Origin of the sequence: Wolbachia endosymbiont (group A) of Apoderus coryli, assembly GCF_947251615.1 — a bacterium.
Taxonomy (GTDB): Bacteria; Pseudomonadota; Alphaproteobacteria; order Rickettsiales; family Anaplasmataceae; genus Wolbachia.
In genome coordinates, this window is sequence record NZ_OX366367.1 from 65,057 (window position 1) to 82,129 (window position 17,073).

Consider the following 17,073-nt stretch of genomic DNA (forward strand, 5'->3'; position numbering starts at 1 on the left):
TTATAAATCACTACTATACAAATAACAGTGAGTCATTATTAATGTCTACTATTGTAAAGTCTGGAGCCTGTCCAATGTCTGGCATATCGTCCTTGATTTGTTTGAGCATCTCAATCATTTCCTTGTTCTGTTTACTCTGCTCTTCAAGTTCCCCTTTTAATGCATCAATAATAGCTTTAGACTGATCTTGATTGCTGAGATCACCAATCACAGCTGTTACTTTCTCATAAGGCAGTTTGTGAATGATGTCTTTAAGCTCTTCTGCGCCTACGTTATCCAAAAGTTCTTTAAACTGCTCATTAGACATATTGTGAGCAAAAGCTTGAAGTTTCTCTGGATTATCAACTAAAGACTTAATGATAATCTTAATCTTATTAGAATCAGTTAAATCCTGAGCAATTATGCCAAGTTTATCATGATCAAGCTTATTAACTAAGTCTTCCAGTTGTTCTTTTCGCAGATTATTTACTAAAGCTTTCAACTGATCACCTTCTAATGCTTTGGAGAGTATTGTCAAGTGGTGCTCAGCCAAGCCTTCTGCAAGCGCTGTAAGTTGCTTGTTACTTAAAGTTGGAATAAGTACTGCGAACTGATCCATTTTTAAGTGAGGTAAAATTTCTTTTACTTGCTCTGGATTTAACTCTCTCACTAGAGCTTCAAGCTGAGCATAATTTAAAATAGGAACAATTATTTGTAATTTTTCTGGATTTAATTCTTGAGCGAGAGTGTGTAATTGGTGGTCGGTTAGATGATCCACTAAAGCTCGGAATTGGTTGTCTGTTAAGTTCTCTGCCAAGGCCTGTAGTTGCTCATTATTAAGAGTATTGGCAAGAGTCTCTAACTGATTTTCTGTTAGGTTCTCAACAAAAATTTTGGCAAACGCCTTTGATAGTATTATATCCTCTGGTATTTTAGATGATACTATATCTTGTATTACTTCTTCCTTGACGTGCCGTTCAATATATTGGAGTGCCTCATTGTCAGGTGAGTCAATAATATTTCCTTGATCATCCGAGAAATAATATTTGTAGGTATCACCTGACTCTTCCCATGTTAAATATTTATATTCCGCTGGTTGCGCCTTAAGAAGGTGCGTATATCTTGTTATATTATCATAATTAGCATAAGGATGGGATACTTCGTAGTCAATTGATATCTTCATTAATTTTTCATTGAGATATACAAAAGAATGCGAGTTATGTTCATAACCGAGTTTAGCGTTTCTAAATGGCACGACTGGAAATTTACAATTTGTGATTAGACCTTCTTCTTTATCACAACGGTAAGATGTTTTTTTCAAATCTTTCCCATTCTCCTTTATGCATACAACAGGTATAAAAGGACCATCACTTGCAGCGTTGCAAAATTTTATAGGTAAGTCTAGTACTCTATCGTCTTCATCATCCAGTGGAATAAACCAAATTTTATTAAAATTATTCCAAGTTAACTCTTCACCATCTACGGAACCTTGAAATATCCGCATTCTAGTCTCGTTAAATACCCCTTGTCCAGGCACCATCTTAAAAACATGCTTTTTTCCACTCATGGGCATTACTAATAAATTAATTGTTAGTATTCTAACATTTATTGATTAATTTATTGTTAAGTTAGTATATATCAGAATTATAATAACAAACATTACTTGTGTAGAGAAAAGTTACGAAAAGAAATAGGGATTTTTTAGGGAACTAGTGTAAAATACTCATGAGCTAAAATAAGCTGACTTTATGATATGCTAGAACCTATATTGGTGGAGGCAAGCGGGATCGAACCGCTGACCTTCTGCGTGCAAAACAGATGCTCTACCAGCTGAGCTATACCCCCAGGTAATTCTTGCTTAAAGCATAAATCACTCAGGCTGAAATGCAAGAAATATTTATCTGTTAGGCTATTGCTAAATAGTGCACAAATTCTGCAGTTATGTACAATTCTCTATCTTTTTGTCTTTTCAGATTTGTACATCACACTATAAGCTTTGCCAAATGAATCTGTGAACCGAAAATTAACAAGAAGTTTTCCTTTGGAAATTTTTTTAAATTATCCATAGATTTTTGAACTAAATTATCACTAACGCAGTATATTATATAATTTATTTAACCACACATGAAAATTTTAGTTTGATTAAAACGGATAAAAACTATATTACTGTTTAGTATAGCTAAAAAATGAAATGATCCCGTAGCTCAGCCGGTAGAGCAACTGACTTTTAATCAGTGGGTCACGCGTTCGAATCGCGTCGGGATCACTTAGAATCTTAAAAAGCATGCTGAAGGAACAGGACAAAATATTTACAAACTTAAATGGTAAAGAAACTCCACTACTTGAGGGTGCAAAAAAACGTGGTAGCTGGCAAAAAACAAAGGAGTTACTAGATTTAGGATCAGAAAAGATCATTGATGAAGTAAAGAAATCTGGTTTGAGAGGTCGAGGGGGTGCAGGATTTTCCACCGGCCTTAAGTGGAGCTTTATGCCCAAAAATCTCCCAAAAGCATATTTAGTAGTCAATGCAGATGAGTCAGAACCTGGTACATGTAAAGATAGAGATATATTGCGATATGAGCCACATAAGTTACTTGAGGGAATTCTCCTAGCCGGCAAAGCGATCAGCGCATCAGTTGCGTATATTTATATCAGGGGTGAATTTTATAATGAATATTTAGTTCTAAAAAAAGCACTTGAGGAAGCCTATAAAGAAAACTTAATTGGAAAAAATGCCTGCAAATCAGGTTATGATCTTGATGTGTTTATCCATAGGGGTGCAGGAGCTTACATATGTGGGGAAGAAACAGCTCAACTCGAATCAATTGAAGGAAAAAAGGGCTTTCCTCGCATGAAACCTCCATTTCCCGCAGGTGTTGGACTTTTTGGCTGCCCAACCACAATAAACAACGTTGAAACTATAGCCATGGTTCCAGATATTCTGAATCGCGGAGGAGAATGGTTTGCATCTCTTGGTAAACCAAATAATACTGGTACCAAGGTCTTTTGTATTTCAGGACACGTAAACAACCCGTGTAATGTTGAAGAAGAGCTCGGAATTCCACTACGTGAATTGATTGAAAAATACGCAGGTGGAGTGCGAGGGGGTTGGGATAATTTACTTGCTGTAATACCTGGTGGGTCTTCAGTGCCATTAATTCCAAAATCTATATGCGATATTATTGAAATGGATTTTGATTCATTAAGAACCGCACAATCAGGGCTTGGTACTGCTGCTGTAATAGTGATGGATAAATCAACTGATATAATAGCTGCAATAGAGAGGTTATCACACTTTTACATGCATGAGTCCTGTGGACAATGCACACCATGCCGTGAAGGTACTGGATGGATGTGGAGGATTATGAAGAGGATGGTGGCAGGAGATATTAAGCCTGATGAAATAGATAAGCTGCTTGACCTTACAACTCAAATAGAAGGACATACAATTTGCGCGCTTGGTGATGCTGCAGCTTGGCCGATTCAAGGATTAATAAGACATTTTCGCCATGTTATCAAAGAGAGAGCGATAGTTTAACTCTACTTATACTTCTTAAGCCGTTTTGCTACTTAGCAACCAGAGCTAAAAAATATTGATTCCCTTCCCTTTTAGGTGCCAATTCTACCTTTGCAATATCTTCAGTGTCTCTAATTAGCCGTTCTAATTTTTCCAGTCCGACTTCAGTGTTTATAAGCTCTCTGCCCTTAAATCTCATTGTAACTTTGATTTTATGTCCGTGGGCAAGTAAGTCTCTTGCTTGACGCAATTTTGTTTCGTAATCGTGATCACCAATATTGGGGCCCAGTTTAATTTCTTTTATAGTTAATGTTTTTTGTTTCTTTTTTGCTTCACTTGCCTTCTTTTTTATATCATACTTTTGTTTGCTATAATCCAGAACTTTACATACTGGAGGAGTTGAATCAGGTGCAATTTCTACCAAGTCTAAACCAACACCCTGTGCAAATTCCAAAGCTCGTTCTATTGGCACGATTCCGACCATTTCACCACTATGATCAACTAAGCGTACCTCCTTAGCTGTGATGAATCCATTAATTCTGTTTTTATTGTTCTTTTTAACTTGCAAACTTTAACTCCCTTAATTCAAATTAATACTTTTTAACAGCGATTCAGTAGCCTTTTCCAAAGAAAAAGACTCCTGTCTTTCTGATCCTAAATTTCTCACTGACACAGTTTTACTTGTAACTTCATTTTTGCCTATAATCCATAATATAGGAACCTTGTTTGAACTATGCAAACGTATCTTATAACTAATTTTCTCATTGGTCAAATCAGTCTTGACTCTCATACCTTGTTTTTTTAAGACATTGCTGATTTCTGTGGCGTAACTGTCAGCCTCATTTGTAATGGTCAGAATAGCAAGTTGCGTTGGAGCAAGCCAAACTGGAAATTTTCCTGCATAATTTTCTATCAAAATTCCAATAAAACGCTCAAAAGTCCCAAGAATTGCCCTATGTAACATGACAGGGTGATGCTTGTGTCCATCTGCCCCTATATAAAAAGCTCCCAGACGTTCTGGTAAAATGAAATCAACTTGTAATGTTCCACATTGCCAATTTCTGCCTATTGCGTCTTTCAAAACGAACTCTAACTTTGGACCATAAAATGCACCTTCACCAGGGTTAAGTTTATAACTCAAGCCCGCTTCTTGAACGGCTTCAAGCAGCGCTTTTTCAGCTCTATCCCACACTTCATCATTACCTGCTCTAATATCTGGACGGTCTGAAAATTTCACAGAAATTTCATTAAATCCAAGCTCTGAATATACTTCTTTTAAAAGGTCACAAAACTTTATAGTCTCAGAATTCACTTGTTTTTCCATACAAAAAATGTGTGCATCGTCTTGCGTAAAACCACGCACTCGCATCAGTCCATGCAATGAGCCTGAGCTTTCATTTCTATGGCATATGCCAAACTCTGCCATACGTATCGGTAAATCACGATAGCTTCTGGTGTGAGAATTAAAAATCTGCACATGACAGGGGCAATTCATGGGTTTTATTGCTAGCTTTTTACTTTCAGACTCGTCAACAGTAAACATATTTTCACGAAACTTATCCCAATGTCCAGATTTTTCCCACAGCTCTTTGCCTACTAAAATAGGGGTTTTTACCTCAAAATAGCCATTATTTATTAACTTCTTTCTGATGTAAGACTCAAGAACATTATATAAAATATATCCTTGTTCATGCCAAAAAACCTGCCCGACAGCTTCCTCTTGGATGTGAAATAAATCCATATCCTTGGCAATTTTGCGGTGATCACGTTTCTCTGCTTCTTTGAGACACTCGAGATAAGCGTTTAATTCATCCTTATTTCTCCATGCTGTGCCATATATTCGCTGCAACATTGGGCCCTTTGCATCACCTCGCCAGTATGCACCCGCTACTTTCATAAGTTTAAACGCTTTAACTCTGCCGGTTGATGGTGAGTGCGGACCACGGCATAGGTCTACAAAATCGCCTTGTCTATAAACAGTTAGGTTTTCACTCTCTGATATAGAGGATATAATTTCAACCTTATATTTTTCGCCTATACCACTAAAGAAATCAACTGCCTGCTTGCGAGTCCAAACCTCTCGAACAAATCTGTGATTACTTTTTACAATCTCTTTCATTTTCTTTTCTATTGCAGCAAGATCATCCGTAGTGAAGGTACGATCTGTAGCAAAATCATAGTAAAAACCATCCTGAATTGTTGGACCGATAGTAATCTGAGTATTAGGAAATAGCTCTTTCACTGCCTGCGCCATTATATGAGCAGCATCATGCCTTATTATATCTAAACCCGCTTCGTCACTCAGTTGTATCACCTCTATCTCTGTATCAGATTCAATTTCACGTGAGAGATCATATAACTCACCATTTACTTTCAATACAACTACTTCTTTCAAAGCATCCGGTTGTAATATATCAAAGCCAGTGACTTTACCACTGTATTCTTTTACTTTTTGTTCGGTTGAAAAAGTAACTTTAATCATTCATCAGACCTTTTGTCATCCAAATCCAAGCGTGATTATTCAAATGTTCCATAAGGCAATAGAATAAATGTAAGACGTTAACGATTGATGTCATTCCAGTGCGTGACACTGGAATCCAGCTTACGAACATTGTTTTGACATATACCCCTAGAGTCAGCTGTCCATTGCATAATTTGCAAATACTTTTACACCTGGATCCCAGTGGGCTTTGTTGCATAGCAACTGAAAAAATCTGGTGGCTACTGACAAAATTCATTATAAAATAGCCATTTAACCTTTGAAGAAAAAATATGCCACAGAAAATGAAAGTCAGTAACCAAAACGAATATAACAAATTCCTTGAAAAAAGGGGAAATATTTTTCGTTACATTGATGAAGCTATCGAAAATTGGTATGAAATTGGGCCAAAAATGCAGCGGCAACTATATTTATAGTGATAAAGTGGTGATTTTGATACATATAACAACCCATCTATTCAGAATAGGTTTGAGTGGGATTTTTAGAGGGATACATTGAACGAATAGGAAAAAATTTTCCCTTTTTTCAAGGAATTTGTTATATTCGTTTTGGTTACTGACTTTCATTTTCTGTGGCATATTTTTTCTTCAAAGGTTAAATGGCTATTTTATAATGAATTTTGTCAGTAGCCACCAGATTTTTTCAGTTGCTATGCAACAAAGCCCACTGGGATCTAGAAAATCTAGTTAATATATATAGAGAAACCTTAGCTATAGTTTCGAAAAGAGTCTGATGTATTTTGCTATATGATCATAGGTCTAACAGGCGGAATTGGTGTAGGAAAGAGCTTTGTAGCTAATTGCTTTCAAGAGTTTGGTGCTGCTGTATTTGATGCTGATTCTGTTGTACACCAACTTTATAAAGTGGATAAAAGCATAATAAGCTATGCAGAAAAAAATTTTCCTGGAGTGGTAGTAAATGGTGAAATAGATAGAACAGTACTGTCTAAATATTTCTTAGCCTACGATGAAAATTGGAAACAATTTCAATCTTTGGTTCATGCCGTTGTGCGAAATGAACTAGAACTTTTTATTGCTAAGGAAATAAAGATCGATAGAAAACTTTTAGTTTTAGATGTGCCACTTCTATTAGAAACAAAATTTTATTTATATTGCAACCTTATTGTTTTCGTCCATGCAGATAGCGTTGTGCAAGCTCAAAGACTTAACGAACGCAACATAGATAAAGAAAAGCTAAATTTAATCTCCAATGTTCAGTTATCTATTGAGGAGAAAAGGAAGATGAGTGACTTTATTATCGATACCAGTGTAAGCAAAGAGTATGTTTTTTCTCAAGTAAAAGATATAGTGGACTCGTTAAATCTCAGCAGTTGATTTCAATTCACAATCTGCTTCCACCAAATTACTCCGAATTTTAGTTGTATTATTTGCGGATTTCACTGCTAAAATCTCAAATTTTGAGCTTGTGTTCAAAAATGATTCAACTGACCTGCCAAAAAAATCATATCTCCACCCCTTGAATAGTTTATCTGTCTGCCTAGATATTGACCCAGTTAACTCATCTTTTGAAGAAACTAATTTCCTTGATATGTTACTTTCTTTACATTTACTATCTAAAATAATTGAGAGTATATCGAATACAGATTTGTCATAATTATTCGGGAAGGTGTTGTTTTGCTGCATCCAATTTCTCTCATTTTCATTAAAAATATTCACAAACTCTAGTAAATCTGCATCTCTTATATTTTTTGCATTCCTCTTGAGATCATCTAAAATCTCATCAACATGCTCTACATTTTTTTCAATAAAACCAGCTATTACAGCATTATTAATTACTTTATTACGATTCATATTATAGCGCTGTGCTAAGGTCTCTTGCCACTCACTAACTGCTTTAACAGTTAGTATCAATCTTGGATTTACTTCATAATTAAATTTAATCCTCTTCCATGCATCTTTTGGATTATGTAAATACTTATTTATATCAACTATTGATTCCATCTCTTCTTGAAACCAACCCATCCTATTATTTTCTTCAAGTTTATCGCACAATATTTGGTATAGGCCATATAGGTGTATCACGTCGTTTACTGCATAATCTAACTGATCCTCGGATAACGGCCTTCTTAACCAGTCTGAATTTTTAGCTTTAATTTTATCCAGTGCTATTCCTTGATATTGCTCCACTACTTTTGAGTAACCAATAAAGTCATGATAATAATGACAAAACATAGCGGCAACTTGGGTATCAAAAATGGGAGTGGGAATACATTTAAACACAGTGAGTAAGGATTCTATATCCTGCCGGCAGCTATGAAACACTTTGGTTATCCCCTGATTTAGCATTATTTTCTTAATGAATGATAAATCAATTTCTGGCACTAATGCGTCTACAATAAAACTCTTCTCTCCGCAAGAAATTTGAATTAACGATAATTTTGGGTAGTAGATTAAATTATTTCTAATGAACTCCGTGTCAACTGCTATAAATTTCGGCTTTTTTGCTATCAACCCCTCACATATGTCCTCCAGCTCCGACGTTGTATTAATTAACATATGTTTTTTATTCAGTGGTTCTACTTTACCACTTACATTAAATTTTTGCAATTAGTGACTTCTTGCAAAACTTTCTATCACTCATTGGTGTCATCCAAGTAGCGTGACTACTTGGATCCAGAAAACTCAATTAGAAACGAGTACACTAGGTGGTTGTATAATAAGAACTAGATACAAGTGTCACGCACTGGAGTGATACCGTGGACTGTGCATAAGCGTCAAGTTAAGGGAATATTGGCAAATAAGCAATGCTTAAAATAGACATCTTATTTGTTACATTTATTTTTTAGGAAAGTAGAGCAAAACAATTTTTTTAGAAAACCCACTAACTTTATTGTTTAATTTTAAAATAGTCCTTTCTAATGCTACTTCTTCTTAACTTGACCTTAATTCTGCAATTTCTTTAATGGAAAGTCCAGTAAACTTAACAATAGTGTTGACATCAACATTATTAGCCAGCATTGCTTTTGCGACTTCAATTTTGCCTTCCTCTCTCCCTTCTTTCCTACCTTTCTCTTTACCAATTTTGATGCCTTTTTCAGTAGCATCATCAAGCTTTTGAGCAAGGACAGCCTGTTCATCAAGAATACGTTTTATTTTCTGTTCATAGGCAATAAATTCTTTTTCTGACCAGTTAAATCTATTTAGCTCTTCATAGGCCTTTTTAATTATTACATCACTACCTATTATTTTTTCCAGCTCTTCTTCACTAGTCTCATCTGCATATCGAAAAAAATAAACCCATTTTTTAACTATATTTTCCAACTGATCTTCCTTATTCTTTGGAAATTTTGGCAACTCAATAAATATAAAATAGAAATCTTTTAGATCATGCTCATTAGTGTCTTCATCTCGAATAGTATGCTTTGATTTGTACTCAGATTTATTAGGAAACAGTACACAATCTGCTATAGCAATGAAGATAATTTCCTTAAGGTTATGATACTGGTCACCTTTATCAGCTTGCCTTGAGTAAGCTTTAGCAGCATAGTATTGAGCACGTTTTTCAAATTCTTTAGTTTTAGCAACTTGGTTAGGTAAGGAGACAGTATTACTACTATCCCCTCCCTTAGAACCTGTTTAAAATCTCCTCAATAGAAGAGAAATAAAGGAAAGAACAACCATTTGTAAACTTGTGTTGAGTTTACGCTCGCAATTTTTCCATAACCGTCTACATTTTTCCAACCAAGCAAAAGACCGCTCGACAACCCATCTTTTTGGCAATACAGCAAAGGTATGTAATTCGCTTCGTTTTACTACCTCAACAGTTGCACCAATAGTTGCTTTTATTTGTGTTGCAAAATTTTCTCCTGTATAGCCAGCATCAACGAGTATATTTTTGACTTCAGAGAGGTTTTCTTTAGCATTTTCCACCATTTTCACAGCACTGCTACGATCAGTTGCTTCTGCCGTTGTTATATGAATTGCATGTGTTGTGTATCAACTGCGATATGACCCTGAAATCTTTTCACCTGCATCATAGCCCTTTCTTTCAGCAGTATCTGCGTTTTTGACGCTTCGAGCATCAATTATGCAGAAACTGGTTTTCTCTTTCCGACCACTGTTTTGTCGCAACCAATTTTTTTTAACCAACAAGCTTGGCTCCTTTCCTTTCTTTTTACTCCACATTTGAAAATAGTAATATATGTTTTCCCACCTTGGAAACTCTTTTGGCAACATTCTCCACTGACAACCACTTTTTAGCACGTATAACACTCCACAAAATACTTTGTATATATCAATTAATCTTGGTCTTGTTTTCTTTTTCCTACTTTCTAAAATTGGTTTGATTTTTTCAAATTGCTCACGACTTATGTCGCTTGGATACCTTTGACTCATTTATATACCTCATTATTTACCTGTTCCTACTTTAGCTCATCTCTTTGAGATTTTAAACAGGTTCTGAGAACAGTGATCAAACTCAACTTGAGCATTCCAGAGCTACACCAAAAACAGAGGAAAGAGGATCTTTGTCCAGCAGAGTAAGCAATGCCACATCAGTAGCGCATCTATCTTCTCAAATTAGCACCGAATATTAGCACTTGTCCAAACTAGGGGATGTTTTTTAAACATCCCCTAAATTCACATACAGGATTCTTTAATAAATCAATAGAATTGTATATCCTGTTTTAATATTTCCTTTACTAAATCCACAACTTTTTCATTTAATAATTTTGGTGTTAATGCTACCCTAAACCAACTAGCTATATTTACCTTGTATAATCTTGTTTCCCGTATTGTTTATTCTATAAACAGGAATCGGTACAAGAACTTCTAGTGATATGCACCTTGTGGTAAGAAAAAATCAATACATTCACGATAAATTTACCTCATATCTGTGTTTTATATGTGGAAATTAGAATGGAAATTTATGTAGGCAAAGAAAAAAGAATAGCAAATGTGGTAACTGAGCACTGGAGTGACATAAAAGGATCAGACAGAGATTGGCCAGAAAGGCATGAAATAGACACTGCAGAAATAATGGAGTCATGGCAGCATTGTTTTATCATTGAAGTCAAAGATCAAGGTTATATTTGTGAAAATGCAGGAGAAAAGGCCGTTGAATTCTATGGTTTTGAAAACAAGACGCGCATTGATAATAAGTATGCAATTGATGCACCATTTTTGCGACTATATAAAATAGATGCAGTTATTGATAAACTTGATACTGTAATAGAGAGTAAATGTCCAATCAACGAAGAGGAAGAAAGTGAAAGTGTTAAAATGAGGCAAGTATTGTTGCCACTTGGGAATAAAGAAGGTATAACACATATATTGGGCGTAATTACATTTAAGCTCCTTTAATATACAATTTTAATTTGATTCTTTAATAAAATTATTTATACTACTACTTAATTACTATTAAAGAACTCAATAGTAGTATTTGTAAATTTATTTGGAATATGAAGAAAATAAAATTAAAAACCAAATCTTCTGTTAAAAAGCGCTTTCACCTTACAGCTAAGGGTAAAGTCATTTCTACTCAATCAGGCAAAAGGCATGGCATGATAAAGAGAAGTAAATCTAATATTCGTAATCAGCGCGGTACAACGATTCTTGGTAAATCTGACTCGCGTATAGTTAAGCTTTATATGCCTTATGGTATTTAACAAAATGGAGGTAAAATAAAATGGCTCGGGTAAAACGTGGAGTCACTACTCACGCTCGTCATAAAAAAATATTGAAACTGGCAAAGGGTTATAGAGGACGCGCAAAAAGTTGTTATAGAATTGCATTACAAAGAGTTGAAAAAGCACTGCAATATGCTTACAGAGACAGAAGAACCCGTAAACGTGATTTCCGTAGCTTATGGATAATACGTATTAATGCAGCAGCAAGAGAGCATGGGCTTACTTATGGTAGGTTTATGCATGGTCTTACACTTGCTGGAATTGATTTAAATAGAAAAATTCTTGCTGAGATGGCCGTTAATTATAAGGATGATTTTGCCAAATTAGTAGAAGCTGTAAGTGGTAAATTAGCGGAGAATTCTTAAAGCAAAAACACTTGAAAGCGTGAGAATTATTTTCATGGGGTCACCGGAATTCGCTGTTAGTACGCTAAACTTACTATTGAAATCACAGAATGAAATAGTAGCAGTATACACCAAGGCTCCAAAACCTTCAGGGCGTGGACAGAAGCCAACGAAATCTCCAGTACATGTTATCGCTGAAGAAAGTAACATAGAGGTATGTACTCCTATCTCTCTAAAGTTTTTGGCAGAGCAGGAAAAATTTAGAAATTTCAAACCAGACGTTGCAGTTGTAGCTGCGTATGGATTGATACTCCCAAGAGAAATTTTGAATATTCCAAAATATGGTTGTATTAATATTCATCCTTCATTATTACCAAGGTGGCGTGGTGCAGCTCCGATACAGCACACAATTTTAGCAGGAGATCAAGAAACCGGGGTTAGCATTATGCAATTGGATGAAGGATTAGATTCCGGCCCTATTTTAAAACAGGAAAAATTTCTTATCGAAAAGAACGATAATTACAAGACATTGCATGATAAATTATCTAAGCTAGGCAGTGATTTACTGCTGAAAGTGCTAAACGAAATTGAAAAACAGGTTCCCTTAAAACAGAACGATAATGATGCATGTTACGCTGACAAAGTGGAAGACTATAAAATTTATGCAAGTGATGCTTGTGAAGTTGCTTATAGAAAGGTTAAAGCATTTTACCCAAAAGCGTTCATCAAGATAGAGAATAAACGTATCAGGATACTTGATGCTGACTTTGAAGCTCTCGCTTCAGAACAAGGTAAGATCGTTAATGATAATATGCACATAAGTTTAAAAGGTGGCACTTTAATTCCTAAAGTTGTACAAATGGAAGGGAGAAATCCTTGCAGTATTGAAGATTTTATTCGTGGCTTGAAATCAAGCATGGTAAAAAAATTTATAGAATAGACTACTTTAAAGAAGAGCTTAGTGTAGAAATGTAATAGCTAAATTTCCTTTTCTTAGATATAATCCTATAAAACTTTCTGTACAAAAATGAAAATACAAAGAGCTTTAATATCAGTATACGATAAAACGAATATAATTGATCTTGCATCGTTTTTAACGCAGCAACAAATAGAAATTCTTTCAACGGGAAATACTTATAAAGTGCTATCTAGTGCAGGAATAAAAACACAAGAGGTCTCAGATTACACACAATTTCCAGAGATACTGGGTGGTAGAGTGAAAACTTTACACCCTAAAATTCATGGAGGAATACTTTGTGATCGAGAAAAGCACAAAATGGAAATGCAAAATCTAGGTGTTGAGCCAATAGACCTGCTTATAACTAACCTATACCCATTTTGGGAGACAGTAAGTAGCGGCTCAAATGAAGAGCAAATCATAGAACAAATTGATATTGGTGGAGTGGCGTTAATCAGAGCTGCAGCAAAAAATTTTCATTTTACTTCAGTAATTTCCAGCATTCAAGACTATGAAGCACTGAAAGCTGAGATGATAGAAAATAACAATAAAACAACATTGGAATATAGAAAACATTTAGCAACCAAAGCATTTGCTCTCACTGCACACTACGATTCTAATATTCACAGTTGGTTTTTATCCCAGAGTAAAAATAATGAGTTACCAGAGTTTTGTGCTCTATACGGGCATAAAGCACAAGTATTAAGGTATGGTGAAAATCCCCATCAAAAAGCTGCATTTTATAGTAATCAATTTACAAAATATCCGTTGGAAAAAATACATGGAAAAGAGCTGAGTTATAATAACATAGTAGATATAGAATCCGCACTTAACATAATTTCTGAGTTTAAAGAGCCTGCAGCAGTGATAATCAAGCACAATAACCCATGTGGCGTTGCTGTTGGTGATAATGCTTTGGAGGCATATGAAAAAGCTCTATCGTGTGATGAAGTAAGCAGTTTTGGCGGAATAGTCGCCTTAAATCGGGAGATAGATTTAAAGCTAGCAGAAAAATTAAACGAGATATTTTTGGAAGTAGTGATAACACCGTCAGTCAGCAATGAGGCACTAAAAATTTTACAAAAAAAGAAAAATTTAAGAGTGATTATTCATAAATCTTTCCAACAAAATGTGAAATACCAAATTAAAAATGTTGTTGGTGGGTTTTTGGTGCAAGAAAATAATAACCACACAATAAAAGCAGAAGAAATGAGCCAAGTAACAGAGCACACTGCAACAGACAAAGAAAAAAAAGATCTTATTTTTGCCTGGAAAATATGTAAACATGTAAAATCCAACGCAATAGTTATAGCAAAAGACGGTTGTGCTATTGGCATCGGTGCAGGACAAACAAGCAGAATAGATAGTGTTAACATTGCAGTGAAAAAAGCAGGTGAAAAATGTAAAGGTGCGGTGCTTGCTTCAGATGCATTTTTCCCATTCCCAGATAGCATAGTAGAAAGTACAAAACATGGGATTACAGCTATAATTCAGCCAGGTGGCTCGCTAAAAGATCAAGATGTGATAAAAGCTGCAAATGAAAATAAAATTGCTATGTTTTTCACTGGCGTTCGCAGTTTTTTCCATTAGGCTTTGTGTCTTATCCAAACTACACTGCTACAACTATACGAACATCGTCTACCATGCACGCTAACTATGGATTAGAAAAATAGTAAGAGAGGAGGGAAAAAGAGGGTAAACTCCAGTATTTTAGCAAGAAATAGGAGGTTACCCAATGAATAAGAATATAACAGAATTGTTCTGTTTTGTAGATGATTATTGTAAAATAATAGATGAAAATTTTGCCAACAGACTGTTGTCTAATGGTAAAAAACCTACCAGAGTGCCAGAAATAACGTATTCTGAAATTATCACAATAATTCTACTATACCAGCAATCTAGATACGAAAATTTTAAATCATTTTATCTATATTACTTAAAGTTGTTACATAAGTCGGACTTTCCAACACTACCTTCATATGATAGGTTTATTGCGTTAAAACCACGAGTTTTGTGGTATTTAGCAATGTTGCTACAGTGGTTAAGCAAAAACCACAGGCATTTCCTATATTGATTCAACTTCAATTGCAGTATGTCATAAAAAAAGAATCTAAAAACACAAAGTCTTTGCTAGAATTGCAAAAATAGGGAAAAACACTACTGGCTGGTTTTATGGCTTTAAATTACATATGGTAATCAATGAAATAGGTAAGGGGTTATTTTGACAAAGGGTAACGTTGACGATAGGAAACCAGTTCCAGACCTGACTAAAAAGTTAGCAGGTTTATTATTTGGAGATAAAGGTTATATTAAAAAAGATCTATTTTTTTGATAGAAATCTAAAGCTTGTTACCAAGGTGAAAAAAGGTATGAAAAATGCATTAATTCCTCTGAAAGAGAAGATTTTGTTACGGAAGAGATCGATTATCGAAACGGTCTTTGGTTACCTAAAAAATAGATTGGAAATTGAACATACTCGCCATAGATCTCCTGTTAGTTCACATTTTTTCCACGCTTATTTCATATTCCCTAAAACGGAAAAAACCTTCTATTTCCAGCACTTTCTTTACCGGCTAATCCATAGTTAGCGTTAGAGATACCGTGAATAAATCACGGTATGACGTAGAGCTCGCGTTAGCTATACTTTTATACTCACCAACTCAGTGTCCAATCTGGATCCCAGTATCAAGCACTGGGATGACAGGAGAAGGAGGCTACTTGGATGACACCACTTTTGCTTCAATATTTGCGATGCCCCTGAACAGACAATGGCGTCAACTTAAGAACTTTCATTAGCAAACTCTCCTAAAGACATGATGGCGTTTGGGCTTATCTACCTTATTGCAGCTGTCCTGGTCGGATTTTAACTTTAGCGCGTATACTTGCTCTATCAAAAAGGGCTTGAAAGTTTTTTGGCGCAATAAGTACCTGATAGAGTTTCTGCCTCATTACACCAAATAAAACTGAAAAATTTATCAGCAATTTTATCTGGATTCCAAGGCCCTTGTGATATGAAGCGACAATATATTACACATGACTAAGTTTGCCCAAAATTCTTGTAATACAGCCTCTAAATTTACGCCAGAAAAATTCTCTAACTCTGCACCTATTTTGAGTCGTTTATAGCACTCTTCTATATGCCACCTTAACACATAAGCTTTGCTCCAAAGTCTCGGTCAAAAACTCTGTTTCCCCATTGGCTAATGTAAGCACTATTACTCTTACTTTTTGGCTTTTCGTTTTATTTTCTAGCACAAAATCTAATTCACCAGATGAACCATAGCTTGCTATAATTTCTTTTTTGCAAGCGAAAAATAAAGTCTACTTTCAATTCATAATGCTGCTGAATAAATTTTAATGAAGACGGTCGTAGATAAATAATTTGATTTAATGAACGCATTTGAGTAACGACTTCAGGTTTCTGCTAACGTTTGCTCAATAGGCTGTTTGGATGCTTAAATTCTTTAAGACCTGTATTTATATCTTGCTTTAGAAAAAGCTTGCTTTGAGGGTGGAACTTAATGAGCTCACATTCTATTTCCTAAACTTTTCTTAATTAACTTTAAAATCATAGAAAATACTGTCGTAAAAGGAAGTTTTCTTGTTCGTGTAAAACTCAACACAATGGATTCTCTGAAAAGCTTTCGAGTATATTATATTTTTAATTTGTAGAATAAGATTTTTTCCTTTTTGCATGTTTCACCTAAAAAGGACATATTTTAGACTTCTTTGTTGAAATAAAACAGAAACAAAAGTGCTGTTTATTGCAGCTTTTGGGTAATTTAATGGTAAAAAATTTAGAGAGAAGTTTTATACACAATCACTGATATTTTCCCTTAAGTTGACGCCATTGGCTGAACGGATACCTTTAAATTGGCGCTGTAATAATTTGCTGACGCTTAGTTTAAGCGCGATTTGGCTGAATGTAGAAAAAATAAAAAAGACATGCAGCCGCTATAATTTTATGTAATCCGCCAATAAATACCCTGAGTTTTTTACTGAATTTTGTCATTGAGCCTGCAGGTCAAAAACAATGAGTCATAAATACCCTTAATACTACAATAAGGGGGCTGGCGGAGTTTGTCAAGTAAGTTTTTGTAGCTCTCATGGTTTTTGGATTCTAACTAA

The 17,073-nt window shown here is 35.1% G+C and carries 12 protein-coding genes, 2 tRNA genes and 5 pseudogenes; 10 read left to right on the forward strand and 9 right to left on the reverse strand.

The window, feature by feature from the left end; translation table 11 throughout:
• Nucleotides 1-13: 13 nt before the first annotated feature.
• Together OPR43_RS00385 and OPR43_RS00390 are read right to left on the reverse strand one after the other, a co-directional pair.
• A complete protein-coding gene (locus OPR43_RS00385; RefSeq protein WP_320157468.1) occupies nucleotides 14-1,483 on the reverse strand; it encodes a magnesium transporter MgtE N-terminal domain-containing protein in 1,470 nt (489 codons plus the stop codon).
• 265 nt (nucleotides 1,484-1,748) lie between these two features.
• A tRNA-Ala gene (locus OPR43_RS00390) sits at nucleotides 1,749-1,824 on the reverse strand.
• A gap of 348 nt (nucleotides 1,825-2,172) precedes the next feature.
• On the opposite strand from OPR43_RS00390, the gene OPR43_RS00395 reads away from it, so the two are divergent.
• A tRNA-Lys gene (locus OPR43_RS00395) sits at nucleotides 2,173-2,245 on the forward strand.
• Nucleotides 2,246-2,263: 18 nt separating this feature from the next.
• A complete protein-coding gene (gene nuoF, locus OPR43_RS00400; protein ID WP_265034915.1) occupies nucleotides 2,264-3,517 on the forward strand; it encodes an NADH-quinone oxidoreductase subunit NuoF in 1,254 nt (417 codons plus the stop codon).
• A 28-nt stretch (nucleotides 3,518-3,545) separates the two neighbouring features.
• On the opposite strand, the gene infC is transcribed toward nuoF, so the two are convergent.
• Genes infC through OPR43_RS00415 form a run of 3 tightly spaced genes read right to left on the reverse strand, consistent with a single transcriptional unit; the run spans nucleotide 3,546 to nucleotide 6,234 of the window.
• Nucleotides 3,546-4,064, reverse strand: a complete 519-nt coding sequence (gene infC / locus OPR43_RS00405; protein ID WP_265026521.1) for a translation initiation factor IF-3 — start codon at nucleotides 4,062-4,064, stop codon at nucleotides 3,546-3,548.
• A gap of 12 nt (nucleotides 4,065-4,076) precedes the next feature.
• Entirely contained in the window at nucleotides 4,077-5,978 is a 1,902-nt protein-coding gene (gene thrS / locus OPR43_RS00410) for a threonine--tRNA ligase (RefSeq protein WP_265034916.1), read from the reverse strand.
• Nucleotides 5,971-6,234 carry a hypothetical protein gene (locus OPR43_RS00415; protein WP_265034917.1) on the reverse strand — a complete coding sequence of 88 codons (264 nt, stop codon included), beginning with the start codon at nucleotides 6,232-6,234 and terminating at the stop codon, nucleotides 5,971-5,973. The genes thrS and OPR43_RS00415 overlap by 8 nt, the downstream gene beginning before the upstream one ends.
• A 34-nt stretch (nucleotides 6,235-6,268) precedes the next feature.
• On the opposite strand from OPR43_RS00415, the pseudogene OPR43_RS08455 reads away from it, so the two are divergent.
• Nucleotides 6,269-6,510, forward strand: a pseudogene (locus OPR43_RS08455) (IS5 family transposase); the annotation flags it as partial.
• Between the two features lie 232 nt (nucleotides 6,511-6,742).
• Complete coding sequence (coaE, locus tag OPR43_RS00425; RefSeq protein WP_265026525.1) at nucleotides 6,743-7,330, forward strand: dephospho-CoA kinase; 588 nt, start codon at nucleotides 6,743-6,745, stop codon at nucleotides 7,328-7,330.
• On the opposite strand, the gene OPR43_RS00430 is transcribed toward coaE, so the two are convergent.
• The 3 genes and pseudogenes from OPR43_RS00430 to OPR43_RS00445 form a co-directional block, all read right to left on the reverse strand.
• Nucleotides 7,313-8,512 carry a ribonuclease D gene (locus tag OPR43_RS00430; RefSeq protein ID WP_265035725.1) on the reverse strand — a complete coding sequence of 400 codons (1,200 nt, stop codon included), beginning with the start codon at nucleotides 8,510-8,512 and terminating at the stop codon, nucleotides 7,313-7,315. The two genes, coaE and OPR43_RS00430, sit on opposite strands and share 18 nt — an antisense overlap.
• 375 nt (nucleotides 8,513-8,887) lie before the next feature.
• A pseudogene (locus OPR43_RS00440) lies at nucleotides 8,888-9,544 on the reverse strand (Rpn family recombination-promoting nuclease/putative transposase); the annotation flags it as partial.
• Nucleotides 9,545-9,592: 48 nt separating this feature from the next.
• Nucleotides 9,593-10,351 (reverse strand): annotated as a pseudogene (locus OPR43_RS00445) (IS5 family transposase).
• Nucleotides 10,352-10,873: 522 nt separating this feature from the next.
• Between OPR43_RS00445 and OPR43_RS00450 the strand changes: the two are divergent.
• From OPR43_RS00450 to OPR43_RS00475, 6 genes and pseudogenes are all read left to right on the forward strand, one after another.
• Nucleotides 10,874-11,317 (forward strand): PAS domain-containing protein, encoded by a 444-nt coding sequence (locus OPR43_RS00450; RefSeq protein WP_265034918.1) that lies wholly within the window; start codon nucleotides 10,874-10,876, stop codon nucleotides 11,315-11,317.
• Between the two features lie 98 nt (nucleotides 11,318-11,415).
• The gene (gene rpmI / locus OPR43_RS00455) at nucleotides 11,416-11,622 is read left to right on the forward strand and encodes a 50S ribosomal protein L35 (RefSeq protein ID WP_265034920.1); all 207 of its coding nucleotides are present in this window, start codon (nucleotides 11,416-11,418) and stop codon (nucleotides 11,620-11,622) included.
• Nucleotides 11,623-11,642: 20 nt separating this feature from the next.
• Complete coding sequence (gene rplT, locus OPR43_RS00460; protein WP_064125369.1) at nucleotides 11,643-12,008, forward strand: 50S ribosomal protein L20; 366 nt, start codon at nucleotides 11,643-11,645, stop codon at nucleotides 12,006-12,008.
• A 19-nt stretch (nucleotides 12,009-12,027) separates the two neighbouring features.
• The gene (gene fmt, locus OPR43_RS00465) at nucleotides 12,028-12,927 is read left to right on the forward strand and encodes a methionyl-tRNA formyltransferase (protein ID WP_265034921.1); all 900 of its coding nucleotides are present in this window, start codon (nucleotides 12,028-12,030) and stop codon (nucleotides 12,925-12,927) included.
• 87 nt (nucleotides 12,928-13,014) lie between these two features.
• Entirely contained in the window at nucleotides 13,015-14,535 is a 1,521-nt protein-coding gene (gene purH / locus OPR43_RS00470) for a bifunctional phosphoribosylaminoimidazolecarboxamide formyltransferase/IMP cyclohydrolase (protein WP_265034922.1), read from the forward strand.
• A gap of 145 nt (nucleotides 14,536-14,680) precedes the next feature.
• Nucleotides 14,681-15,522, forward strand: a pseudogene (locus OPR43_RS00475) (IS982 family transposase).
• A gap of 215 nt (nucleotides 15,523-15,737) precedes the next feature.
• Here OPR43_RS00475 and OPR43_RS00480 read toward each other — a convergent pair.
• Nucleotides 15,738-16,641 (reverse strand): annotated as a pseudogene (locus OPR43_RS00480) (transposase).
• Between the last annotated feature and the right edge of the window lie 432 nt (nucleotides 16,642-17,073).